General features: G+C 59.9%; 22 protein-coding genes, 1 rRNA gene and 1 riboswitch. Of the genes, 13 read left to right on the top strand and 10 right to left on the bottom strand.

Annotated elements, in window-relative coordinates; genetic code table 11:
• Nucleotides 1–36 precede the first annotated feature (36 nt).
• Nucleotides 37–153, top strand: a 5S ribosomal RNA gene (rrf, locus tag FFT87_RS12130).
• Between the two features lie 130 nt (nt 154–283).
• Here the strand turns inward: rrf and FFT87_RS12125 are convergent.
• Entirely contained in the window at nt 284–859 is a 576-nt protein-coding gene (locus tag FFT87_RS12125) for a YigZ family protein (protein ID WP_255559922.1), read from the bottom strand.
• 120 nt (nt 860–979) lie between these two features.
• On the opposite strand from FFT87_RS12125, the gene FFT87_RS12120 reads away from it, so the two are divergent.
• The gene (locus FFT87_RS12120; RefSeq protein ID WP_219948958.1) at nt 980–1,153 is read left to right on the top strand and encodes a hypothetical protein; all 174 of its coding nucleotides are present in this window, start codon (nt 980–982) and stop codon (nt 1,151–1,153) included.
• A 12-nt stretch (nt 1,154–1,165) separates the two neighbouring features.
• The gene (locus FFT87_RS12115; RefSeq protein ID WP_219950822.1) at nt 1,166–1,381 is read left to right on the top strand and encodes an SCO4848 family membrane protein; all 216 of its coding nucleotides are present in this window, start codon (nt 1,166–1,168) and stop codon (nt 1,379–1,381) included.
• Between the two features lie 62 nt (nt 1,382–1,443).
• Here the strand turns inward: FFT87_RS12115 and FFT87_RS12110 are convergent, their stop codons facing one another.
• On the bottom strand, nt 1,444–1,869 hold the full coding sequence (locus tag FFT87_RS12110) for a DUF488 domain-containing protein (RefSeq protein WP_370628553.1): 426 nt from the start codon (nt 1,867–1,869) through the stop codon (nt 1,444–1,446).
• A 69-nt stretch (nt 1,870–1,938) separates the two neighbouring features.
• On the opposite strand from FFT87_RS12110, the gene folP reads away from it, so the two are divergent.
• Nucleotides 1,939–2,844 (top strand): dihydropteroate synthase, encoded by a 906-nt coding sequence (gene folP / locus FFT87_RS12105; RefSeq protein ID WP_219948957.1) that lies wholly within the window; start codon nt 1,939–1,941, stop codon nt 2,842–2,844.
• Nucleotides 2,845–2,850: 6 nt separating this feature from the next.
• A complete protein-coding gene (locus FFT87_RS12100) occupies nt 2,851–3,600 on the top strand; it encodes a pyrimidine reductase family protein (RefSeq protein ID WP_219948956.1) in 750 nt (249 codons plus the stop codon).
• On the opposite strand, the gene FFT87_RS12095 is transcribed toward FFT87_RS12100, so the two are convergent.
• The 7 genes from FFT87_RS12095 to aroA form a co-directional block, all read right to left on the bottom strand.
• The gene (locus tag FFT87_RS12095) at nt 3,597–5,051 is read right to left on the bottom strand and encodes an L-serine ammonia-lyase (RefSeq protein ID WP_304612866.1); all 1,455 of its coding nucleotides are present in this window, start codon (nt 5,049–5,051) and stop codon (nt 3,597–3,599) included. The two genes, FFT87_RS12100 and FFT87_RS12095, sit on opposite strands and share 4 nt — an antisense overlap.
• A gap of 147 nt (nt 5,052–5,198) precedes the next feature.
• Nucleotides 5,199–5,294: riboswitch (glycine riboswitch) on the bottom strand.
• Nucleotides 5,295–5,415: 121 nt separating this feature from the next.
• Complete coding sequence (locus FFT87_RS12090) at nt 5,416–6,243, bottom strand: siderophore-interacting protein (RefSeq protein WP_219948955.1); 828 nt, start codon at nt 6,241–6,243, stop codon at nt 5,416–5,418.
• Between the two features lie 103 nt (nt 6,244–6,346).
• Nucleotides 6,347–7,657: a bifunctional alpha/beta hydrolase/OsmC family protein gene (locus tag FFT87_RS12085; protein ID WP_219948954.1), complete on the bottom strand. Its 1,311-nt coding sequence runs from the start codon at nt 7,655–7,657 to the stop codon at nt 6,347–6,349.
• Nucleotides 7,658–7,806: 149 nt separating this feature from the next.
• Entirely contained in the window at nt 7,807–8,307 is a 501-nt protein-coding gene (locus FFT87_RS12080) for a septum formation family protein (protein WP_219948953.1), read from the bottom strand.
• 96 nt (nt 8,308–8,403) lie between these two features.
• Complete coding sequence (locus FFT87_RS12075) at nt 8,404–9,195, bottom strand: inositol monophosphatase family protein (protein ID WP_219948952.1); 792 nt, start codon at nt 9,193–9,195, stop codon at nt 8,404–8,406.
• Between the two features lie 2 nt (nt 9,196–9,197).
• Nucleotides 9,198–10,256, bottom strand: coding sequence for a ribosome small subunit-dependent GTPase A (rsgA, locus tag FFT87_RS12070; RefSeq protein ID WP_219948951.1), 1,059 nt, complete (start codon nt 10,254–10,256; stop codon nt 9,198–9,200).
• Nucleotides 10,257–10,258: 2 nt separating this feature from the next.
• A complete protein-coding gene (gene aroA / locus FFT87_RS12065) occupies nt 10,259–11,665 on the bottom strand; it encodes a 3-phosphoshikimate 1-carboxyvinyltransferase (RefSeq protein ID WP_219948950.1) in 1,407 nt (468 codons plus the stop codon).
• A gap of 49 nt (nt 11,666–11,714) precedes the next feature.
• On the opposite strand from aroA, the gene FFT87_RS12060 reads away from it, so the two are divergent.
• Entirely contained in the window at nt 11,715–12,401 is a 687-nt protein-coding gene (locus tag FFT87_RS12060) for a sigma-70 family RNA polymerase sigma factor (protein WP_219948949.1), read from the top strand.
• Nucleotides 12,398–12,628 carry an anti-sigma factor gene (locus FFT87_RS12055; protein WP_219948948.1) on the top strand — a complete coding sequence of 77 codons (231 nt, stop codon included), beginning with the start codon at nt 12,398–12,400 and terminating at the stop codon, nt 12,626–12,628. Before FFT87_RS12060 ends, FFT87_RS12055 begins: the two co-directional genes overlap by 4 nt.
• A 145-nt stretch (nt 12,629–12,773) precedes the next feature.
• Here the strand turns inward: FFT87_RS12055 and FFT87_RS12050 are convergent, their stop codons facing one another.
• Nucleotides 12,774–16,574 carry a multifunctional oxoglutarate decarboxylase/oxoglutarate dehydrogenase thiamine pyrophosphate-binding subunit/dihydrolipoyllysine-residue succinyltransferase subunit gene (locus tag FFT87_RS12050; RefSeq protein WP_219948947.1) on the bottom strand — a complete coding sequence of 1,267 codons (3,801 nt, stop codon included), beginning with the start codon at nt 16,572–16,574 and terminating at the stop codon, nt 12,774–12,776.
• A gap of 180 nt (nt 16,575–16,754) precedes the next feature.
• Between FFT87_RS12050 and FFT87_RS12045 the strand changes: the two genes are divergently transcribed.
• The 6 genes from FFT87_RS12045 (at nt 16,755) to FFT87_RS12020 (ending at nt 23,162) form a co-directional block, all read left to right on the top strand.
• A complete protein-coding gene (locus FFT87_RS12045) occupies nt 16,755–18,191 on the top strand; it encodes a GuaB1 family IMP dehydrogenase-related protein (RefSeq protein ID WP_219948946.1) in 1,437 nt (478 codons plus the stop codon).
• 148 nt (nt 18,192–18,339) lie between these two features.
• Nucleotides 18,340–19,662, top strand: a complete 1,323-nt coding sequence (locus FFT87_RS12040; RefSeq protein ID WP_219948945.1) for a hemolysin family protein — start codon at nt 18,340–18,342, stop codon at nt 19,660–19,662.
• The gene (locus tag FFT87_RS12035; protein WP_219948944.1) at nt 19,662–20,696 is read left to right on the top strand and encodes a hemolysin family protein; all 1,035 of its coding nucleotides are present in this window, start codon (nt 19,662–19,664) and stop codon (nt 20,694–20,696) included. The genes FFT87_RS12040 and FFT87_RS12035 overlap by 1 nt, the downstream gene beginning before the upstream one ends.
• A gap of 26 nt (nt 20,697–20,722) precedes the next feature.
• On the top strand, nt 20,723–21,565 hold the full coding sequence (locus tag FFT87_RS12030; protein ID WP_219948943.1) for an ADP/ATP-dependent (S)-NAD(P)H-hydrate dehydratase: 843 nt from the start codon (nt 20,723–20,725) through the stop codon (nt 21,563–21,565).
• On the top strand, nt 21,562–22,854 hold the full coding sequence (locus FFT87_RS12025) for a glycosyltransferase 87 family protein (RefSeq protein WP_255559921.1): 1,293 nt from the start codon (nt 21,562–21,564) through the stop codon (nt 22,852–22,854). The genes FFT87_RS12030 and FFT87_RS12025 overlap by 4 nt, the downstream gene beginning before the upstream one ends.
• The gene (locus FFT87_RS12020; RefSeq protein ID WP_219948942.1) at nt 22,851–23,162 is read left to right on the top strand and encodes a thiamine-binding protein; all 312 of its coding nucleotides are present in this window, start codon (nt 22,851–22,853) and stop codon (nt 23,160–23,162) included. Before FFT87_RS12025 ends, FFT87_RS12020 begins: the two co-directional genes overlap by 4 nt.
• Nucleotide 23,163: the final 1 nt, after the last annotated feature.

Below are 23,163 nucleotides of genomic sequence, written 5' to 3'. Positions count from 1 at the left end.
GTTTCTGGCCCAGACTGATACATAAATCAATAGTGTTTCGGCGGCCATAGCGAGAGGGAAACGCCCGGTTACATTCCGAACCCGGAAGCTAAGACTCTCTGCGCCGATGGTACTGCAAGGGGGACCTTGTGGGAGAGTAGGACACCGCCGGACTTAAATTGTAAAATAGCCACACCCTTCGGGGTGTGGCTATTTTGCTTTAACCACCCAACAGCCAGCGCCACGATCAAGCGACCGTTGCGCTCATGTGCGGCGTAGGACATGCAGACGGGGACCGAAGTCGCTACTTCGTAGGGAGTGCTGCGTCCACCCACTCCGAGCCCAGGGGCTCGAGCATCCGTGCGCCCGCCGTAGCGTCGGCAACCAGCGAAGACAGCGCCTGGTTGCCTGCGGGCCCGGCAGCGAGAGTCATGACAGCGGAGCTACCGTATTCGGTGCCGAGCACTAGGGCACCTTGCTGTCGGAGTTCGGCCTCGATCTTGCCAGCATCCGCATGAGCAAGAGTCAGGCGAAACAACTCACGATGCTGCCGCAGCACGAGGCCCGGAGAAGCCGCGGCGTTATCGACCGCCACTGCCACCGCATCCGCATAGGCGCGGATGAGACCGCCTGTTCCCAAAAGTGTGCCCCCGAAATAACGGCTGACAACGGCTACACAGTCGATCAGGTTGCGTCCATTGAGCACGTCAAGCATCGGCCGGCCGGCTGTGCCTGAAGGCTCACCATCGTCGTTGGAGCGCCGCACCTGAGCGGGTTCAGTGCCGGAACCAAGCACGAATGCAGAACAATGGTGCCGAGCATCCCAGTGCATTCTGCGAGCAGTTTCGATGACATCGCGCGCCGTGGTTTCAGAATCCACGCGCACTAGGCGGCAGAGGAAACGGGACCGCTTCACCTCGATTTCAGCTTCGGCCCACGAGCTGACCCCGCCGCGTAACGTGAACTCCAACATCTACCCATTGTCTCGCAGGACGATCCGGTGGCGCTCACGCTGTTCGTGTTCGTGTTCGTGCTCGTGCTCGTGCTCGTGCTGGAGATGGTCCTATGCCAGGTGATGGTGCGGACGCAGCTGCGGATGCGGATGCGGATGCGGATACGGTTGCTGGAGCGGGTCATGACGACGCCGGTTCGGGCGTGCGTTCCGGCGGCGTAGGCTGTGAACATCATGGAGCTGTTTGCCGCAATCGTCCTTTTTCTCAGTGCGCTTTTCAACGTTGTCGCGTGGCCGCGATTCTTCAAGCGAGTGAGCGCTGACCCGCGTGCGCGCGATGCTGCGGGGAAGGCCACCACGTTCTACCGAGTGCATGCTGTGCTGCTGACGGTCGCACTCGTGCTCGCGGCAGCCTCCCTTGTTGCCGGGGTACTGCTGCTCGCAGGATAGTTCGCAGTCTCGGCCGTGCGGGCGCCTTCTTCGTCGGCACGCACGTCGGCAAGCACGTCGGCCTAGCCGCCGTCAGCAGCGTTGCCGTCGGCCTGGATGCCAGGGTCCGAGATGCCGGGGTCGGAACTGCCGCCACCGAAGTGTTCTCTGAGGTAGTCGCGCAACACTAAAGCGTGATTGACTGCGGGGTCTTTGGCTGCGTACAGCAAAGTGATGCGCGGCTGCGTTTCGAGCCGTTCCATGATCGTCGAGAGCAGTTCGTTTTCGTCAAGTTCCGCGCGATAACGCTCCGTAAACTCGTCAAACGATTCCGGGTCGTGGCTCCACCAGGTTCGCAGGTTCTGGCTCGGCGCCAGATCTTTGCACCACTCGTCTAGTGCGGCATCGGTCTTACTCACGCCTCGCGGCCAAAGCCGATCGACGAGCATCCGATAGCCGTCCTCACTGCTCGCTGACTCGTAGATTCGGGCGATTCTCACCTGTGTCACTTGTGGGCGCTCCGTTCGGTGGAGTGAATTGCGACGCGGTTGTCAGCATTGTCGCCCAGTATAGGGAGTATGAGTTTTGCGCTCCCGCCGCTTCGGGATCCCCACCGCACCATCGGAGAGCGAGTCTTCGACTTTTCTCGCCAAGTCGCAATCATGGCGATCGTGAATCGCACGCCTGATTCTTTCTACGACGCTGGCACAAATTTTGCGCTCGAGGACGCGGTGGCCGCAGCGTTGCGCGCAGTCGAGCACGGCGCAGACTGGGTTGACATCGGTGGAGTGCCCTTCGCTCCGGGGGAACCGTTAAGCGTCGACGAGGAAGCAGCACGCGTGGTGCCTGTGGTGCAGGCCCTGCGGCACAAGTCCGACGTCGTCATCTCGGTCGATACTTTTCATGCCGAGGTTGCTCGTCGCAGTATTGACGCGGGAGCAACAGTGATCAACGACACCACTGGGCTTAGTGATCCTGAACTTGCCGCCGTAGTAGCCGAAAGCGAAGCCTCGCTGGTGATCGTGCATTCTCGAGCTCAACCCCGCACCCAGTTTGCGCGTCCCGAATACACGGATGTCGCCTCCGAAGTGCGCGACTTTCTCGCCGCCAAAGTCGAGATCGCGCGAGCGGCAGGTATTCCGGAGTCACGGCTGTTTGTTGATCCTGGCCACGACCTCAACAAGAACACACTCCACAGCCTCGAATTGACCCGTCGATTAGACGTCATCACCGCGCTCGGACTGCCGACGTTGGTGGCACTGTCGAATAAGGATTTCATCGGTGAAGTGCTCGACCGACCAAAGTCAGCACGACTGGAGGGCTCCATCGCTGCTGCTGTGGCCTGCGTACTGAGCGGCGCCCGGGTGGTCAGAGTTCACGAAGTAACCGAGAGCGTGGCGGCAGTACGCATGGCGGAAGCGATTCTGGGATTGCGACAGCCAGCAGTACTGAAACACAATATGTCCGATGCGAACGAGAGGTAGCTTCTGATGACCCAAGCATCCGAAATCCGAGCGCTTAGTCATGGCGACATTCTCGACGATGAGCAACTTCTCGCGCGTTACACAGTCGCTGACCGCTCGCTGCCGTGGCTGCGCGCCAATTTCGTCTCCAGCATTGACGGCGCGGCAACTCACGAAGGAACCTCGGGAGGGCTCGGCACCGAAGCGGATGGCCGGGTGTTCGCCCTGCTGCGTCAGCTCGCGGATGTCATTGTGGTTGGGGCAGGAACGGTGCGTCAAGAAGGCTACCGAAACCTTGGTCTCAACGAGGACGCGGAGAAGTGGCGTACCGCACACGGTCTGGCCGCGCAGCCGCCATTTGCGCTCGTGAGTGCATCGCTGCGTCTCGAAGCACGCGATCTCGCGAACTACGCCACTCGCCCGTTCGTCATCACAACAGAGAGTGCTCCGGCACAGGCCCGGGCCGCGTTGGCTGATGTTGCAGAAGTAATTGTCGCCGGCGATACCGAAGTTGATACCGCCGAAATGAAACACGTACTTACTGAGCGTGGCTATCCGCAAATTCACGGCGAGGGCGGTCCAACACTTTTTGCGACGATGATCGCACAAGGGGTCGTCGACGAACTGTGCCTGACCATCAGTCCGCGGTTAGAAGGGGGCTCGGCCCGTCGAATTGTGGACGCCGCAGATGCTACTCCGCAAGCCATGGCGCTGGCGCACGCGCTCAGCGCACCAGATGGAACCCTGCTGCTGCGCTACCTGCGGCTGGAGCGCTAGCACTCGACAACGTTGACGGCCAATCCTCCGAGAGATGTCTCTTTGTAGCGCGAGCTCATGTCTTTGCCGGTCTCCGCCATTGTGATGATTACTTCGTCGAGGGAGACGCGGTGCTCGCCATCGCCCCAGAGCGCCATTTTTGCGGCGTTAATCGCCTTGGACGCCGCAATCGCGTTTCGCTCGATGCAGGGGATCTGAACGAGACCACCGATCGGGTCGCACGTGAGGCCGAGGTTGTGCTCCATGGCGATCTCCGCCGCATTCTCGACCTGAGCCGGGGTGCCGCCGAGAATCTCGGCTAGTCCCGCTGCCGCCATAGAGGACGCTGAGCCGACTTCACCCTGACATCCAACCTCCGCACCCGAGATGGAAGCCATGCGCTTGTAGAGCACGCCAACGGCGGCGCTGGCGAGTAGAAAGCGCACGGTAGCGGCATCCTTCGTTGCCTGATCTGCCTCTTTCATTCCTGGCGCGTAGTGGGTGGCGTAGAAGAGCACGGCAGGGATGATGCCGGCGGCGCCGTTGGTGGGCGCTGTAACGACGCGTCCGCCTGACGCATTCTCTTCGTTGACAGCCAGGGCGACGAGGTTGACCCATTCCTGCCAAAAGTTAGGATCGCGGTCGGGATCTTCTTCGCGCAGACGTCGGTGCCAATCGGGTGCCCGTCGCCGCACTTTCAGATTTCCGGGGAGATTTCCGGTGCGTTCAAGGCTGTTGTTCTTGCACTCATCCATAACATCGCGGATGTGGAGCAGGCCAGCCACGACCTCGGTTTCTGAGCGGCGCGACAGTTCGTTGCGCAGCATCACGCCGCTGAAGTTGAGCCCCTCGGCCCGACAGTGGGCGAGCAATTGCGCGGCGGTGCGGAACGGGAGGGGATCGGTAGCGGGGGCCGGGCTGGCAGAAGAGCTGCCATCGCGGTTGTCGCCTTCGCGATAGATGAAGCCGCCGCCGATGGAGAAATAGGTTGCCTCGAGAACGGCGACTCCATCGGAGTCATGGGCTCCGAAGCGCATTCCGTTCGGATGCCCGTCGAGCACCGTGAGCGGATGAAGAGCGATCGCTTCTTCGGTAAACGGAATCTCGCGGGCGCCCGCGAGCTGGAGCACCCCTGAGCTCTCGATGCGTTCGAGAATCATGTCCATCTCGGCCGGGAGGACCTGATCGGGGAGTTTGCCCTCTAGCCCAATAAGTACGGCGCTCATGGTGCCGTGCCCCGCACCGGTAGCGGCGAGGGAGCCATACAGTCGCACGCTGAGAGTCTCAACTGCGTCGAGCATCCCGTGCTGGGCAAGATCGGCCGCAAACGAGGCTGCGGCGCGCATGGGGCCGACGGTGTGGGAACTCGAAGGCCCGATACCAACAGTGAACAGGTCGAAACTGCTGAGGGGGACCTCTTCGAGGGATGGGGTGGGAACTTCAGTTCTAGGCGTCAGGTTGCGAATGGGCACGGTGACTCCGTTTCTTCCCCACACGTCGTCGTGTGGGGGTCGTTGAGTCCTCTCCGCTCTGTATCGAGCCTGAGAGTTTCCGCACGCTTGTGGCGTTGCGTTGCCCCGTCGGCGAGTCGGACAGGGCCGACTACTTTTCAGAGTTGCCTAACTGCTGCGGTACTGGTGCCTGAGAGATTCCCGGAGAGGGTTTGCTCCTACGGCGCCAACCAACGATCGGAAGGGCTCTCCCGCAGCGGTATGACGGCTGTTCACTTGTGCCCTCAGCATACACTTTCGTCCGCCAACGATACGGAGGAATCAGCGGATGCTGAGGGGCGGCCGAGCGGCATCTTCTCCGCTCGGCTTTGTGACTGTTGCGGGTTTAGTCTTCGGGATCGGTGGGGTCGATCGGCTCGTGGTGGTCGGCGTTTGTGATGCCACGACGCCAGTATCCGTCGGCAGCTACTTGCTTCTTGGGCAGGCCCAGCTCGCGACGGAGGTAACGACGAAGAGGAACCAGCGTGGTTGCTTCGCCTGCAAGGAAGACAAAAGTGGATTCACCGATCTCACCGAGCGCTCGTAGAGCCGCCTCGAGCTGACCGAGTCCATCGCGACGGTAGAACCACTCGGCAGACATGCGTAATTTCTGATCGTCGCTGAAATAGCTCTCGACGCTGGGGTCTGCCACATCGAAGAGCGCGGTGATGTGAACTGACGTAGGGAGCATATCGATCCAGCGTGAGCTCGCCGGAAGTGCGGTTTCGTCGGCGACCAGAACTACGTGAGTTGCTTCGCTAGGCAGCAGCTTCGATCCGCGTGGACCAGCGATGACAAGAGGGTCGCCGATCGAAGCGCTACCTGCCCAAGCGGAAGCGGGGCCCTCGTCGCCATGGACGACGAAATCGATGTCTAGTTCGTGCTGACCGTCGGCACTGCGAAAACCGAGGGGAGTGTAGTCGCGAGAGATCACGACGCCGCCTTTGGCCTTGCTGATTCCGGACTCGGTCATGACGGGGGCAGTGAGTTCCCCCGTGCTGGGGTCGGGGAAGAACACTTTGACGTGGTCGGTGGGGCCGCTGCTGATAAAACCTTGCAGCTCGTCTCCGCTCAGGGTGATGCGAGCGATGTTCGGGGTGGGGCGGCTGACGGCGCTGACGGTGACGTGGCGGATAACGAGGGGGTGTTTTGCTGAATCGCGTTCAAGGGTCATGGGGGATAGGCGCGAACGCCAGCTCATTTCATTTTGAAGTTAGGGTTACCTAACTACCCTATAGCGGGAGTGCTGGGAGTTCTAGGTGTCGGCGCTAACGGCGTTATGACGCCACACTCGTAGAGATCGAAATCTCGCCCTCGAGCGAACGATGAACGGGACACTTGTCTGCGATGACCAACAACGAATCCCGCTGCTCATCAGAGAGCTGGCCAGCGAACGTCAGCTCTCGAGTGATGTGTTCCACCATTCCTTCGGTGGACGCACAATGGTCGCAGTCCGCAGCGTCGATGCGCTCGCGAGTCAACCGCACGCTCACTCCGGTTAAGGGCATCTTCTTACGGTCGGCATACATCCGGATCGTGATTGATGTACAGCTTCCGAGGCCAGCGAGGATGAAGTCGTAAGGTCCTGGCCCATGGTTTTCGCTGAGCGGAGCAGGCTCGTCGGAAACGAATTCATGTCCCGATGCGAACACCCGCTGCTCGTAGCGTGCCGGACCGCTTTCGCGGACAATAACCGAGGTGCCGTCCTGGGTGATGGCGACAGCGGACGTCTCGGAGGCTTGTGCGGAAGAGGTGGGGGGAGTCGAGGCGGGAGTCGTGACCGGCGCCGGGGCGGGGGTCGTGGCGCCGGTGTGCGCGGTAGCCTCCGTCGACAAGTCCTCGAAAGCGTAACGTGCGGACCACGCCGCAATAATGTTCGCGGCAAAAGCGGCATCCTTGCGATCGCTCAGAAGGTGATCTGCACCGTCTAGCGCGACGAAGGACTTCGGATGCATCGCAGCCTCGAAAATCTCACGAGCATTATCGATGCCGACCGTTTGGTCTATCGGAGAATGCACGACCAGCAGGGCAGCGCTCAAGTCGCGAAGCCGCGCAGCCTGAGGCTGGGCAGCGATGTCGTCAAGAAGCTGCTTGCGAATCCGGAAGGATCGCCCGCCGAGTTGAACGGTTGCTTCCCCCTCGTTCACGATTTCGTCATTCGCATCGGCGAATAAATTGCTGATGTGGGCGGGATCACTCGGACTGCCGATCGTTACGAGAGCACGGGCGGAAGGAACACGATGGGCAGCAGCGAGAATCGCGGCCCCTCCCAGGGAATGCCCGATCAGTAGTGTTGGTGCGCGGTAGTTGTCGCGCAAATATTCTGTTGCGGCAACGACATCATCAATGTTTGACGTGAAGTTGGTGTTCGCGAAATCGCCGTCTGATCCCCCGAGACCGGTGAAGTCGAACCGCAGGACAGCAATGCCATGATCGACCAAGGCTCGAGAAATCCGGGAGGCAGCGAACGACTCTTTCGAGCACGTAAAGCAGTGAGCGAAGAGAGCAAAAGCGGACGGCGTACCATCCGGCATGTCCAATTGAGCTGCCAACATTGTGTTGTCCGCACTCGGGAATTCGATCTTCATCGTTGGCTACCACCCTTTATTCGAAGCACATCAAGCGTTACTCATGCGCTTGGTGGATGCAACACCCGCGGGGGTGCCGATTGTTCCCTTAACGACAAGAGCGGCTGCGCGACGACATCAGCCCGCGCGCAACCGCCAAGCAAAAAGCTCTACCTGCCGACTCCGGCAACCGAACCAGCGATCTGTGCACCCGAATAGTCATAGGCGTAGCACAGGATCTCGCGGTCACCGCTAGCCCAAGTTTCGGTGCTGGGGGAGTAGTACGAGAAGTCGTAAATCGAATCGTCGTAGTTGACTCCGATGTAGGACTCGAATGCGGCTAGACACTCAGCGTCGCCGAGAGCATACATAGCGTCTTGCTCGGGGAAATCTCCGTCAGGCACGATGACGACAGCGTAAAACTCTGTGGCATGGGGCTCGGAACAGTCGATAGTTCTCGTGCTGTCAACTTCATCCGCGGTCTGGGAGACCGCTTCGCAATCACCAACGCCAACGCTGAAAATATTCTCGGTGGTGCCCTCGCCAGGGTCTGCGGCATCGGAAACAGTGTTAACAACTTGATCAATCATGCTGCAGCCGCTGAGCGCTACGGCCGCGACGGCCAAGGAAGCGATGACGAACGTCTGGCGCCAGAAATTATCTGTCGTCATTGAAGTGGGTCTCTTTCGTGTGAAGGTGATCGCGCGTCGTACTCGCCAAGCCTACTTAACTCAGGCTATTCCCAGCTAGCTGGATTGGGGGAGTATCTAGTGTTCGCGCAAGAATGTGAGCACTTCGTTGTGAAGCACTCCGTTCGTCGCCAATGCAGTGCCGTGCCACGGGCCGGCTTCGCCATCAACTGACGTGAATTGTCCGCCGGCTTCGAGAACGATCGGAATTAGCGCCGCCATGTCATAAGGCTGAAGATCAAACTCGCCAACAACATCTAATGCACCCTCAGCCAGCAACATGTACGCCCACATGTCGCCGATTGCTCGAGAGCGCCACGTTTCACGGGTTAGAGCGATGACCGCATCGAGCCGACCAGCCCCGTCCCAGCCAGACAGGCTGTTGTAGCTGATGGATGCAGCTTCGAGCGAGCTAACTTTGCTCACGGAGATCTGTTCCGGTTCGCCATTATGAGCTTGAGCGAAAGCGCCATGACCTGTCGCCGCCCACCAGCGCTTGCCCAAAGCAGGCGAACTGACGACGCCAACCTGAGGAACGCCGTCGATCACCAGCGAGATGAGGGTGCCCCAGATCGGCACCCCACGCAAGAAGTTCGAGGTGCCGTCGATGGGGTCGATAATCCACTGACGATTCGAGTCACCAGCTTCGCCATACTCTTCGCCCAGAATCGAGTCACCGGGACGAGCCGCAGCGATCCCGGCCCGGATGCTGCGTTCGACAGCCTTGTCGGCATCCGTCACCGGAGTGCGGTCAGGCTTGGTCGTCACCTCAAGATCGAGCGCCGTAAAGCGGTCGAGCGAGATGAGGTCCGCATCTCCGGCAAGGGCGAGGGCGAGGGATAGGTCGTCGGCGAGAGTGTATTCAGTCACGGTTACACGCTAGTGGAACCCAGAGTCGTGATGAGCCGCTGGAAAGAATCCAAACGAAGTGTGCCGACGTCGCCAAGTGCCCCAGCCGCGATCGCTTCGGCAATGGCGCAATCGGGGGCATCTGGGAGGTGAGTGCAGCCGCGCGGGCAATCCTCGGCGAGCGATGCAAGGTCAGTAAACGACGTCAGAATCTTGCTCGGATCGATGTGGCCAAGACCGAATGATCGGACTCCGGGAGTGTCAACCACCCAACCAGACCCAACGCGGTACGAAATTGTTGACGAAGAGGTGTGACGGCCTCGACCGGTAACCGCGTTGACGTGGCCAACGGCCCGATTAGCATCCGGTACTAAGGCATTCACCAACGTTGACTTTCCGACGCCAGAATGACCAACAGCCACCGTGGTGTGGCCGTCTAAGAGTCCGCGAAGCTCGTCGAGCGGCACTTCATCGGAACGGCTTGAGATGACTCGAAACTCAAGGCCGGCGAAGTTCTCTAAGAACGCTGCCGGATCTTGCAGGTCCGTCTTTGTAATGCACAGGATGGGCGTGATTCCGGCATCGTACGCAGCTACTAAATAGCGGTCTACGAGTCGTGCACGGGGCTCCGGGTCTGCGGCAGCCACAACGATGAGCATCTGGTCGGCGTTCGCGACAATGATGCGTTCGACGGCATCGGTGTCGTCGGCGCTGCGGCGCAGGAGGGTTGCGCGTTCTCGAATGCGGACGATTCTGGCGAGTGTTCCGTCGGTGCCGGAGGTGTCGCCAACAAGGTCGACCCAATCACCCGTAACGACGGATACTTTTCCTTGCTGGTTGCGACCGAGCTCACGGGCTCGCGCAGCAATGATCTGGCGTTCGTCCTCGGTTCCCTCAGCAACCCAGATTCCGTAACGGCCGCGGTCAACGCTAAAGACGCGGCCCTCGATAGCATCAGAATGCTCGGGGCGAATCTTGCTTCGTGGCTTGTTGGCTTTCGGGTTCGGGCGCATCCGCACCGAACTCTCGTCGTACTCGCTGTACTTGCCCTCATCCTCGTCGTCACCGCTGAGCCAGCTCATGACTACAGCAATCCGAGAGTGCTGGTGGTCAACGGGGCATCGCCGACGAGGGTTGCCCAAAGCTGCGGAAACTGGGGGAGCGTCTTGGCGGTCGCGTCGATGCCTTCGACCTCAACGCCGGCAATAGCAAGCCCGATTATGGCGCCAGCGGTCGACATCCGGTGGTCTTCGTAGCTGTGCCAGATTCCACCGTGGAGTTGTCTCGGCTCGATGTGAACACCGTCCTCAAGCTCAGTTACCGCGCCGCCGAGTGCATTGATCTCGGCGCTGAGCGCGGCAAGCCGATCAGTTTCATGTCCGCGCAAGTGACCGATGCCCGTTATCGTGCTCGGCGATGACGCAAGAGCAGCCAGAGCAATGATTGTTGGGGCGAGTTCACCACCAGTGCTCAGGTCGAGTTCGATACCCGGGAAGTTGTTGCCACCGATTATTCCGGCGCCACCATCGATCGTGAGCGCACCATCTGTGCGCGTCGCTACTGCACCGAAAAGGGGGAGGAGCTGTTCCAGATCCGCGCCCACTTGAGTGGTGGATTCGGGCCACCCCTCGATTGTGACGGTTCCGCCCGCGACAACGGCCGCGGCTAAGAAAGGGGCAGCATTCGAGAGATCTGGCTCCAACTCGACGTCGATGGCGTGGATCGCACCGGCAGGAACAATCCACACACCAGGCTCAGGGCTCTCAACGATGACGCCACGCGCGGCCAGACACGCAATCGTCATCTCGATGTGGGGCATGCTTGGCAACTTCTCGCCAGTGTGACGGAGGGTGAGGCCATCCTCGAAACGTGCTGCTGCCAGCAGCAGTCCCGAAACGAACTGGCTTGATGCAGAAGCATCAATACTGATCTCACCGCCCGAGACCGAGCCCATGCCGTAAAGGCTGAAGGGAAGAGTTCCGCGGCCATCATCCGAGACATCGACGCCGAGTGCTCGTAGAGAATCGATAGTTGTGCGCATGGGGCGACGACGAGCAGCCTCATCACCGTCGAACGCAATCGGGCCAAGCGCGAGAGCAGCGACGGGAGGCAGGAATCGCATTACCGTTCCGGCGAGTCCGCAATCGATCGAGCTTCCACCCTCAAGCTCTCCGGGAACGATCGCCAAATCGGGACCAAAAGGGTTGCCGGTGGCAATTTCTGTGATCCCCACACCGAGAGCACGCAACGCTTCGATCATGAGCGCGCTGTCCCGAGAATGCAGTGGCGAATGCAGAACAGAAGGACCATCCGAGAGTGCAGCCAGTACGAGCTCACGGTTGGTCAGACTCTTGCTGCCGGGGAGGGTCAGCGATGCCGCGAGAGCGTGCGAAACCGTCGGCGCCGGCCAATTGCCAGGCACCGTCGTTTCAGGGACGGAGTCGTCGTCGTAGGGGCTGAACTCTGGATTGGAATACTTGGATACGAACATTAGTTACTAAGAGTATCGACGTTTTGCACCCCACGGAGGAGGCACAAGCATGACAGCAGTACTGAGTACTCAGCAGGATGCCGTCATCAGCGAACTAGAATTGTCTCTGATGACTACTGACAGAGTTGAGCCCAGCGCCACCGAGACCGCCGCAGCAGACAAGCGACGGCAGTTTGAAGAGCAAGCGTTGCCCTTTATGGACCAGCTTTTCGGCGCAGCAATGCGCATGACGCGCAACCCAAGCGACGCTGCCGACCTCGTGCAGGAGACGTTCGTTAAAGCGTTTCAAGCCTTCGGACAGTTTCAACAGGGCACAAACCTGAAGGCGTGGCTGTACCGCATCCAGACCAACACCTTCATCAACATTTATCGCAAGAATCAGCGCAGCCCCTATCAGGGCACGATTGATGAGCTTGAGGATTGGCAACTGGGCGGCGCGGAGTCGATCACGCAATCCGTGTCGACACGGTCGGCGGAAGCTGAAGCGATCGACCACCTGCCAGACAGCGCGGTGAAGGATGCCCTGCAGTCGATCCCCGAAGACTTTCGCCTCGCCGTCTATTTCGCCGACGTCGAAGGCTTCTCTTATCAAGAGATCGCCGACATTATGAAGACCCCCGTAGGAACCGTCATGAGTAGGCTGCACCGCGGCCGTCGTATGCTGCGCGAACTATTGGCCGACTATGCGCGCGACCGCACCCCGGTCACGCCTGCATCATCAAGGAGCACGAAATGACCGACTGCGGTTGCGAGAAAGCAAAAGCCGAGCTTGAGGAATACCTCGATCGCGAGCTCAACGAAGCTGATTTTCAGGATGTCGCGAACCACCTCGACAACTGCGAATCATGCTCAAGCGAACACCTCGTCGCTCTTGCTCTGAAGCTCAAGGTGAAGCAAGCCTGTCGCGAGACAGCGCCAGATGAGCTGCGTAGTGCGATCCTGTCCAAGTTGGCAGACGCCTAACCGAGCTTCTTGGCCGAGCTGCACGCAAGTGTGACGTTTGGCCTCCGTTGTGTGAAACGCGCTAAGAATTAGCACAGTGGGTTAACGAAAGCGGGCACCCTCCTCGGAGGATGCCCGCTTTCGTCGTTAACGCCGCTTCGCGAACCTAAGGCTGCGTGATTGCGTGGTCGATCAGTTCGGCCTGCTCAAGCGCGCTGCGCTTGGCTGAACCAGTTGCCGGAGAGGCAGCTGCCGAACGCGACGCGAGCTTGATCTCGTTCGTCTTGAGATGACGGGCCAGCTCCAAGCTAATGAACGGCCAAGCACCCTGGTTCTCAGGCTCATCCTGAGTCCACACGACATCCGCGTTCGGATACTGCGCGAGTACCTCGACCATGTCAGTAACGGGGAGCGGGTAGAACTGCTCCATGCGTACGACAGCGATGTGGGTGATCTCGCGCTTGTCGAGCTCCGCCACGATGTCGTAGTAGGTCTTGCCTGCCGTCACAATTACGCGCGTGACGCCCGACTTATCTGCCAGACGAACATCGTCGAGAACCGGCTCGAAACGGCCACTAGTGAAGTCGGCAACATCGCTCGTAGCGCCACGCAAGCGCAGCATCGCCTTGGGCGTGAACACGATGAGAGGACGACGCGGACGCGAGTAAGCCTGACGACGCAACAAGTGGAAGTACGAAGCAGGCGTCGACGGCCGCGCAACGATCATGTTGTTCTCGGCACACAACTGAAGATAACGCTCAATGCGGGCTGACGAATGATCTGGGCCCTGGCCCTCGTAACCGTGTGGCAGAAGCATGACAACGCTTGAACGCTGAGCCCACTTCTGTTCAGCGCTGGAGATGAACTCATCAATCACGATCTGAGCGCCGTTAGCGAAGTCACCGAACTGCGCTTCCCACAGGACCAAGGCGTCTGCACGTTCTACTGAGTAACCGTATTCGAAGCCCAAAGCTGCGTACTCGCTCAGGAGGGTGTCGTAGATCCAGAAGCGCGACTGGTTCTCAGAAAGGTTCTGCAGGGGCAGCCACTCTTGACCGTTTTCACGGTCGTGCAGCACAGCGTGACGCTGCACAAAGGTGCCGCGGCGAGCATCCTGCCCGGCCATGCGCACTGGCGTTCCCTCAAGAAGCACCGAACCAATTGCCAACAACTCGGCGAACGCCCAGTCAATTGCACCCTTGCGGCTCATGTCTACGCGCTTACGCAGTAGTGCTTGCAGCTTCTTGTGAACAGTGAAGTTCGCCGGAGGATTTCCATGCGCATCACCAATGAGCTGCACAATGCTCTCGTCGATGCCCGTAGTGATGGGCTCACCAACGGCATCGTCGCGCTGCGAGCCCGGACGTTCGAGGTCGGAGACTCCGTTGCCGTCCTTGGTGAGGATTGGCATTGAACCAGTCTGGGCTGCGTGCGTTTCTGCGAAGGCGCGCTCGAGACGATCCTGGAAATCCTGATGGCTCGCTTCGTACTCTTCCTGAGTGATATCGCCACGACCGACTAGGCCCTCGGTGTAGAGGGTACGAACGGACCGCTTGGCCTCAATCAGGTTGTACATCAGCGGCTGGGTCATCGAGGGGTCATCGCCCTCGTTGTGACCGCGGCGGCGGTAGCAAATGAGGTCGATAACAACATCGCGGTGGAACTTTTGGCGGAAAGCGAAAGCCAACTCCGAAACGCGAACAACAGCCTCGGGGTCATCGCCGTTAACGTGGAAGATCGGCGCCTGAATCGTCTTCGCGACGTCGCTCGAATACTGCGATGTGCGAGCCTCACCGGGAGGCGTCGTGAACCCAACCTGGTTGTTGATGTTCACGTGAATGGTTCCACCCGTGCGGTACGCGCGCAGTTGCGACATCTGCAAGATCTCGACCACGATGCCCTGGCCGGCCATCGCGGCATCGCCATGGACCATCACCGGGAGAACGGCGTAGGAACCAATGGGGCGACGATCCTGCTTGGCGCGAACGATGCCCTCAAGGACACCATCGACGGCTTCAAGATGTGACGGGTTCGCCGCAAGGTAGACAGGAATCTGTCGACCATCAGCAGCAGTGAAAGTGCCCTCGGTGCCGAGGTGATACTTCACATCGCCAGAGCCCTGAACGGTGCGGGGGTCCTGGGTGCCCTCGAACTCGCGGAAGATCTGACCGTAGGTCTTTCCCGCGATGTTCGTGAGAACGCTCAAGCGGCCACGATGAGCCATACCGATGGCAACCTCTTCAAGGTTGGCTTCGGCGGCTTTCTGAATCACGGCATCCAGCAGTGCAATCGTCGACTCTCCACCTTCAAGGCTGAAGCGCTTTTGACCGACGTACTTGGTCTGGAGGAATGTCTCGAATGCCTCGGCCTCGTTGAGCTTGCCGAGGATGCGCATTTGCTCATCATGGGTGGGCTTCGTGTATGGCTTCTCGACGTGATCTTGAATCCAGCGACGCTGTTCGGGGTCTTGGATGTGCATGTACTCAATGCCGACGGTGCGGCAGTACGCATCGCGCAGCATTCCGAGAACTTCGCGCAGCAGAGCCTGGCGTTTGCCGCCGAAACCCCCGGTGACAAATTCGCGGTCAAGATCCCAGAAAGTGAGACCGTGGCTCGAAATGTCGAGGTCAGGGTGCGAGCGTTGACGGTATTCCAGCGGATCGGTGTCAGCCATGAGGTGACCGCGAACACGGAATGAGTTGATGAGTTCTTGCACTCGCGACGTCTTGCTGACGTTGTCTGCCAGGTCGACGCTGATGTCATTTGCCCAGTGGATGGGGTCGTAGGGGATACGCAGAGCGGCGAAGATGTCTTCGTAGAAGTGGTTTTCGCCAATGAGACGTTCGTGAATCTTTTTGAGGAACTCGCCAGAACCCGCGCCCTGGATGACGCGATGGTCGTAGGTGCTTGTGAGAGTAATGGTCTTGCCGATACCGAGTTCGGCCAGAGTGCGAAGGCTCGCACCCTGGAACTCTGCGGGGTAATCGAGAGCGCCAGCGCCCACGATCGTTCCCGAACCACGCATCAGGCGAGGGACCGAATGCTCGGTGCCGATTCCGCCCGGGTTGGTAAGTGAAATCGTGTTGCCCATGTAGTCGGCGCCAGTCAGCTTGTTGGCGCGGGCTCGAGAAACAATATCTTCGTAAGCGGCAAGGAACTCGCCGAAGCCCATCGTTTCGGCGTTCTTGATGCCGGGGACAACGAGCGAACGCGTGCCATCGGGCTTCGGCATGTCGATCGCAATGCCGAGGTTGATGTGCGCGGGAGTGACGACTGAAGGCTTGCCCTCTGGCTCGTCATAGAAAACGTTCTGGCTGGGAAACTCTTTGAGCGTCTGGATGATCGCCCACGCAATGAGGTGAGTGAACGAGACCTTGCCACCACGCGCACGCTTGAGGTGGTTGTTGATCACGATGCGGTTGTCGATCATGAGCTTGGCTGGCATGGTGCGCACGCTTGTCGCGGTCGGAACCGTGAGGCTGGAGTCCATGTTCGACGCGAGAGCCTTCGCAGCGCCGCGAAGCGGAGCAACAGTGCTTTCAGTCTGCGGCTTTGGTGCTGCTGGTTTCTGGGTCGTGTCAATCGGGGTGGTGGATGGCGCTTCTGCCGGAATCGGCTGAGGCTTCGGTTCCACCGAAGTAGTGCGAGCAACAGGCTGGCTGCCCGTCGACGGGTTTGGCTCATCGACGAACGGCTTTTCTGCCGCAGTGCTTGACGCCGTCGGCGAGGCTGCTGCCGGCGTGCTTGCCGCTGCCGGCGCGGATGATGCCGAAGCCTCAGCTGCGTCAGAGTTCGGGGAGGGCTCTACCGCGGGTTGATAGTTCGCAAGGAACGGCCACCACGCTTCGTCCACAAGATTCTTGTCTTCGAGATACTTTTCGTACATCTCGTCGACCAACCATTCGTTGGCCCCGAACTCGCCCGAGGAGTCACCTTCTGGTGCGATTCCGGTTACTTGGCCTGACACGTCAAACCGCCTACTTTCAGTTCTGGTGTGTGAAAAAGCGACGCACGTTCTGCACGCCGGACATCCCGATCAATCTTAATCGCTTTGTTGTGTGTCTGCTGGCCGCGAGGCGCTCAGATCCTGCTTTTTTAACGCAATCATCAAGATTCTTTCGATTCGTAGACGATTACGCTGATGCCTATGGATTTTTACGAGACAACACCACGACACGACCTCACTTACTCTGACGTGTTTCTGGTGCCGAGTCACTCGTCGGTTGGTAGTCGAATGGCAGTCTCCCTTGCCCCCGGCGATGGAACGACCGCAACTATTCCGCTCGTGGCGTCCAACATGAACTCTGTCACGGGGCCACGCCTCGCGGCTAGTCTTGCGCGGCGTGGTGGCCTCGGCGTTCTGCCTCAAGATCTCAACGCTGCAGATATGGATGCTGCGATTGCGTGGGTTCGCTCGCAACCGGTCGATCTCGATTCAGCTGTCTTTTTCGGCTCCGAAGACTCTGTCGAGCACGCGCTGCTGCAGGTTCCCCCGCTGGCTGGCCACGGAGTGGTATTGCTCGCTGACGGAGCGCTCGCGGGAGTCATTGATGCCGAACGCTTGGGAGAAGCGATGCCGGGGGCCGCGCTCGGAGATCTTCTGCGGCACGAAACGCACGCGATCGATCGCTCAGAGTTTGGCACCGCGCGTGAGTTGTTTGACTTGCTCGTCGAGCGCGGCATTAACTTCGCTCCTGTCACCGATGGCGAAACAGTTGTCGGCACTACGAGCGTGAAGAGCGCCTTGCGATCTACGCTTTACACCCCAGCGCTCGACAGCGAAGGCAAGCTTGCCGTGGCGGCTGCGCTGGGCATTAACGGCGATGTTGCTTCGCGCGCGCGGGCCCTCGTCGCTGCTGGCGCAAGCACGCTTGTGCTCGATACCGCTCACGGTCACCAGGAGGGCATGGTGCGGGCTGTGGAGACGGTTGCTGCTTTGGGGCTCGGCGTACCCATCGTGGCCGGAAATGTTGTGACCTCGGCTGCGGTACGAGATCTGGTCGCGGCGGGAGCAACGGTCATCAAGGTTGGAGTAGGTCCCGGCGCAATGTGCACGACTCGGATGATGACTGCGGTTGGGCGACCACAGTTCTCCGCAGTACTGGAAACAGCGGCAACCGCGCGTGAACTTGGAGCTCACGTGTGGGCCGATGGGGGAGTGCGGTACCCACGGGACGTTGCGCTGGCGCTCGCAGCAGGGGCGGCATCCGTCATGGTTGGTTCGTGGTTTGCTGGCACGATTGAGGCTCCAGGTCAACTGCGACATGACGACGCTGGTGCGCTTTACAAGACCAGCTGGGGGATGGCGTCGACCAAGGCTGTTCGTGCACGTTTCGGCGGGCTCGACCCGTATGAGCTGGCGCGCAAAGAGCTCTTTGCGGAAGGTATCTCTGGGTCGAAAATCTATCTTGACCCGGCTCGCCCCTCGCTCGATGATCTCGTCGACATGATCACTTCGGGGGTGCGCAGCTCGTTCACGTACGCAGGCGCGGCGAACCTCTCTGAGTTTCACGAGCGCGCACTCGTCGGGATCCAGTCGGCGGCAGGGTACGAAGAGGGTAAAGCATTGCCCGTGAGTTGGTAATGGAGCAGCGGTTTCGCAGAAATTTGTCCTATACTCAAGGCCATAATGGACGACCCTCCCTCTAGTTGTCGCCGGGGCCGAAAACCTCGCGCGATCACCATCTGTCTCTCGCCCTTCTCCTTCACACCCGCACCGGGGGTGAACCCCCATGAATGAGTGGCTGCTTTTTGCTACTGGTCTCGTTCTTACCGTAGGCACCGGATTTTTCGTTGCCTCTGAGTTCGCTCTCGTTAATCTCGACCGCTCCGAGCTCGAAGCTCGCCAAGAGCGCGGCGAGAAGCGACTCACCCCGGTAATCTCCGCGTTGAAGCACACGTCAACGCATCTCTCCAGCGCGCAACTCGGCATCACGCTGACGACGCTGCTGGCTGGCTACACGCTCGAGCCTGCGTTCAGCACGTGGCTGTCCGTCCCACTGGGGGCACTGTTGCCGGCAGCTGCGGTGAGCGTCATTGCCACGATTCTGGCTATTACCTTTGCCACGCTGCTCTCGATGATTATTGGCGAGCTGGTGCCGAAGAATTTCGCACTGGCATTGCCGAAAGCTACGGCCAAGTTTGTTGTGCCGTTCCAGATTCTATTTACGACCGTGTTCAAGCCAGCGGTCAGCCTGTTGAACAACACGGCTAACGCTATTTTGCGCAGCGTAGGAATCGAACCGAAAGAAGAACTTTCGGGTGCTCGCACAGCAGAGGAACTTACGTCGCTGGTGCGCCGCTCGGCTAGTCAGGGCAGCCTCGATAACGACACTGCGACTCTGCTGGCACGCACTTTGGCCTTTGCCGATCACACCGCACAAGATGTGATGACACCGCGACCGCGGGTTGACAGCATTGACCGCACGGACAGCGCACAAGATGTTATCGATCTTGCGAAGCGCACTGGCTTTTCGCGCTTCCCGGTGATCGACGACAGCATCGATGACGTTGTCGGTCTCGTGCACGTTAAGCAGGCAGTTGCCGTGCCGCATAAGAAACGCGCTGATGTTCCCGTTTCTGCGCTCCAGACTGAGGCGCTCCAGGTGCCAGAAACAATGCGGCTGGATGCCCTCCTCGCGGAATTGCGCGGCCGGGGCTACCAGATGGCGGTTGTCGTTGATGAATACGGCGGAACTGCTGGCGTTGCCACGCTTGAGGACCTAGTCGAAGAGCTTGTCGGTGAAGTTTCCGATGAGCATGACCGCTCCAAGGCCGACGTGGTTCGCTCGCGTGACTGGTTCACGTTCCCGGCGATTTTGCGCCCGGACGAGCTTCTCGAGCGCACCGGTGTTGAAGTGCCAGAAGAGGGCCCATACGAAACCGTTGCTGGCTGGCTGATGAGCGAACTTGGTCGCGTTCCGCGCACCGGAGACACCATTGCCGCCGTGGGCGGTGTGTTCAGAATTGAACGATTGGAAGGCCGAAGAATCGACCGCGTGAGGTTTACGCCCGACCCCATTGTCAGCGCTAGCGATGCTGAGGCGGTGAGTTGATGGACGTGTGGGGAATCGTGTGGCTCTTCGTGCTGCTGCTCGTCAATGCCTTCTTCGTCGGCGCAGAGTTTGCCGTCATCTCCGCTCGACGGTCTCAAATCGAGCCGCTCGCCGAGGCTGGTTCGCGCTCTGCCAAGACCGCACTCTGGGCGATGGAACACGCGACGCTCATGTTGGCCGCCTGTCAGCTGGGTATCACCGTGTGTTCGCTGCTGATCCTGAACGTGTCAGAGCCGGCGATCCATCATCTGTTGGAAGTGCCGCTCGCCCTTACGGGATTGAGCGAAGAACTCATTAGCACGATCGCGTTCATCATGGCCCTGTTGATCGTGTCGTTCTTGCACGTGGTGCTCGGCGAAATGGTGCCCAAGAACCTGTCATTCTCGGTTCCTGACCGGGCCGTTCTGATCTTGGCGCCGCCGCTGGTGTTCATCGCAACAGTGTTCCGCCCGATCATCGTTGCGCTCAACGCCATAGCCAACGGCATCCTTCGACTCTTCAATGTCACGCCGAAGAATGAGGCGAACAGTGTGTTCACGCTGGATGAAGTTGCCACGATCGTTGCGCAGTCGACTCGCGAAGGGGTGCTCACCGACGCGGGAGGGACACTCACCGGTGCCTTTGAGTTCACCTCGAAAAAGGTTCGGGATGTGGCGATCCCGATGTCTGGGCTTGTCACGCTGCCTGAGGCTGCCGCACCTGCCGACCTCGAAAAGGCTGTCGCTCAACGCGGTTTCTCTCGCTACATTCTGCTCAATGATGCGGGCGAGCCCACGGGCTACCTGCATCTGAAAGACGTAATCGACATTGACGAGAGCGAGTTCAGCGAGCCTGTTCCGCCGAAGCGCATTCGTCAACTGATTTCGATGTACGACGAGACTGACCTTGAGGATGCTCTGGCTACGATGCGCCGCTCCGGTGTTCACGTTGCCCGTAGTTTCGACGCGACGGGGGCGACCACGGGTGTGCTCTTTCTTGAGGACATTATCGAAGTGCTCGTCGGAGAAGTGCAAGACGCTACCCGGCGCCGCTAGCATCACGGTCAACTATCGTTAACCTCATGAGAACTGATGCGCTGTGGAGTGCTGCTGATGCGGCACTCCACATCGCGCGTCCTGACCAGAGTGACGACAAGTACACGCGCGGAGTTCTCGGGGTCGTCACCGGATCTATTCAGTACCCCGGTGCGGCCGTCTTGGGCGTTGAGGCGGCTCTCCGCACCGGTGTTGGCATGGTGCGGTATGTGGGACCAGAGCGCGCGCAAGACTTGGTGTTGCAGCGCAGGCCGGAAGCGGTCCCTTCTCCCGGGCGAGTTCAAGCCTGGCTGATCGGCTCGGGAATGGACTTCGCAAACCGCGACGATGACGCGGCTGAGCGTATCGCCTACGCCCTCGGCCAGAACGTGCCATTCGTGCTCGATGGCGGCGCGCTCGATCTCGCCACACGGGCACCGGGACCAGCGGTTATCACTCCGCACTATCGTGAGCTCGCCCGCTTGTTAGACGAGCCAGTCGAGAGAATTGCTGCCGACCCTCAGCGGTGGGCAGCCGACGCGGCCCAACGGTACGGCCTGACAGTTCTCATCAAAGGTCACACGACGTACGTGACGGATGGTGCAACCACGGTGTCAGTGGCTTCAGCTCCAGCCTGGCTCGCAACGGCAGGCGCTGGAGACGCGCTTGGGGGCATCCTCGGCGCGCTCGTGGCGACGCACAGCGACAAGGTGCTCGAGAATCCCCAACTGCTTGTGGGGCTCGCGGCCACCGCATCCTTTGTTCACGGCACTGCTGCTCGCCGGGCGAGTGCTGGAGGGCCGTTCACGATCCTTGATCTTTGTGCGCACGTGCCCGCCGTCATTGCCGAGCTCATCGGCGGCGATCCTGCGATCTCTGACCTCACGTGAAAACCACTCACACGCTGAGTGCGCTTGCGCTGTGGCTGATCTTTATTCTTGCGCACCTCGCGCTAGGAATGCTTAATCTCTCTGCCCCCGGTTTGCCGCTCGGCGACGTCACCATCGTATACGCCCGCTGGGCTGAACAAGCGTTTGCCTCGGGTGTTCTCGTTGGCGTCGACATCCCCTGGGTCTATCCGCTGCTCGCAATGGTGCCGATATTGGCTTCCGCGGCTTTCGGGATCGAGCACATCGCGGCGACCTGGCTCTCGATGGTGATGGTCGTCAACGTTGTCGCCCTCGGCTTTCTCACTCGTTGGGGCCGCTCTCGATCAGGGGTGATTGCCGGATGGTGGTGGGCAGCCTTCCTGCTCGCACTCGGTCCCATTGCTCTGGCCAGAATCGATGCCATCACTATCGCCGTTGCCATTGTCGGTGTTCGATTGTTGCGCGGCCATCCTCGGACTGCGGGCATTGTGCTGGCGTGCGCGACGTGGATCAAGGTGTGGCCCGCGGCCCTTGTGCTCGCGGCAATTATCGCCATGCGTGACCGATGGACGATCGCGATCGGCGCCGCCGCGACCACCGCCGCTGTGGTCGTGCTCGCGCTGGCGGCCGGCGCCGGATCGAACGTATTTAGCTTTATCGCTCAGCAGTCAAGTCGCGGCATTCAAATTGAGTCGCCACTAGCGGCACTGTGGTTGTGGCAGATCGTCGCTGGCGTGCCTGACACCGCGATTTACTACGACACGTCGATACTGACCTTTCAGGTGGCTGGCGCCGGTGTCGAAGTGGCTGCCAAGACAGTCACGCCTCTACTCGCTGTCATCGTTGTGGGCATCGCAGTGCTCGGTATTCGGGCGATTCGGGCCGGGGTGGTCGCACTGCGCGTTCTCCCGATGCTGAGTCTCGCGCTTGTCACCGCGCTGATCGTGGTGAACAAGGTGGGATCACCACAATTCATCTCGTGGCTCGCCGTTCCGATCGTGCTTGGACTACTGAACCGTCATGTTTCAGACGCGCCGAGTTTTCGCTTTCCGGCGGTGCTGACGCTGTTGCTCGCTGCGCTGACGCACACGGTCTATCCGTACCTGTATTACTTGCTTCTCGCAGCGAACCCCGCAATGATCGCCCTGCTGAGCGTCAGAAACGTGCTGCTCATCGTCTTGTTAGGGTGGGCGATTGTCGGGCTGATCAGGCTCCCGTCTCGGGCTGGCCCGCATTCGTTGCCCGGGCTGGGCAATAAAGAGCAGATTCTTTCATCGCCAATAAGTTCATCATCAAAGGAGTCACCATGATCGTCGCATTCTCAGTAGCCCCCAGCGGCGCACCAGATGGCACAGATTCAGTGCACAACGCCGTAGCCGCAGCAGTGAAAATCGTGCGCGATTCGGGATTGCCCAACCAGACTGACTCGATGTTCACCACGATTGAGGGCGACTGGGATGAAGTTTTTGCCGTCGTCAAAGCCGCGACTGACGCTGTTGGTGCGTTCGGCTCCCGCGTTTCGCTCGTGTTGAAGGCTGACATTCGCCCCGGGCATAGCGGAGAGATGGCCGGCAAAGTCGAGCGTCTAGAAGAAGCAATGACCCGCGCAGAAAACTAGC

Origin of the sequence: Salinibacterium sp. M195, assembly GCF_019443965.1 — a bacterium.
GTDB lineage: Bacteria > Actinomycetota > Actinomycetes > Actinomycetales > Microbacteriaceae > Rhodoglobus.
Note: the sequence above shows the minus strand (reverse complement) of the source record. Positions and strands in the feature narration are given on the sequence as shown.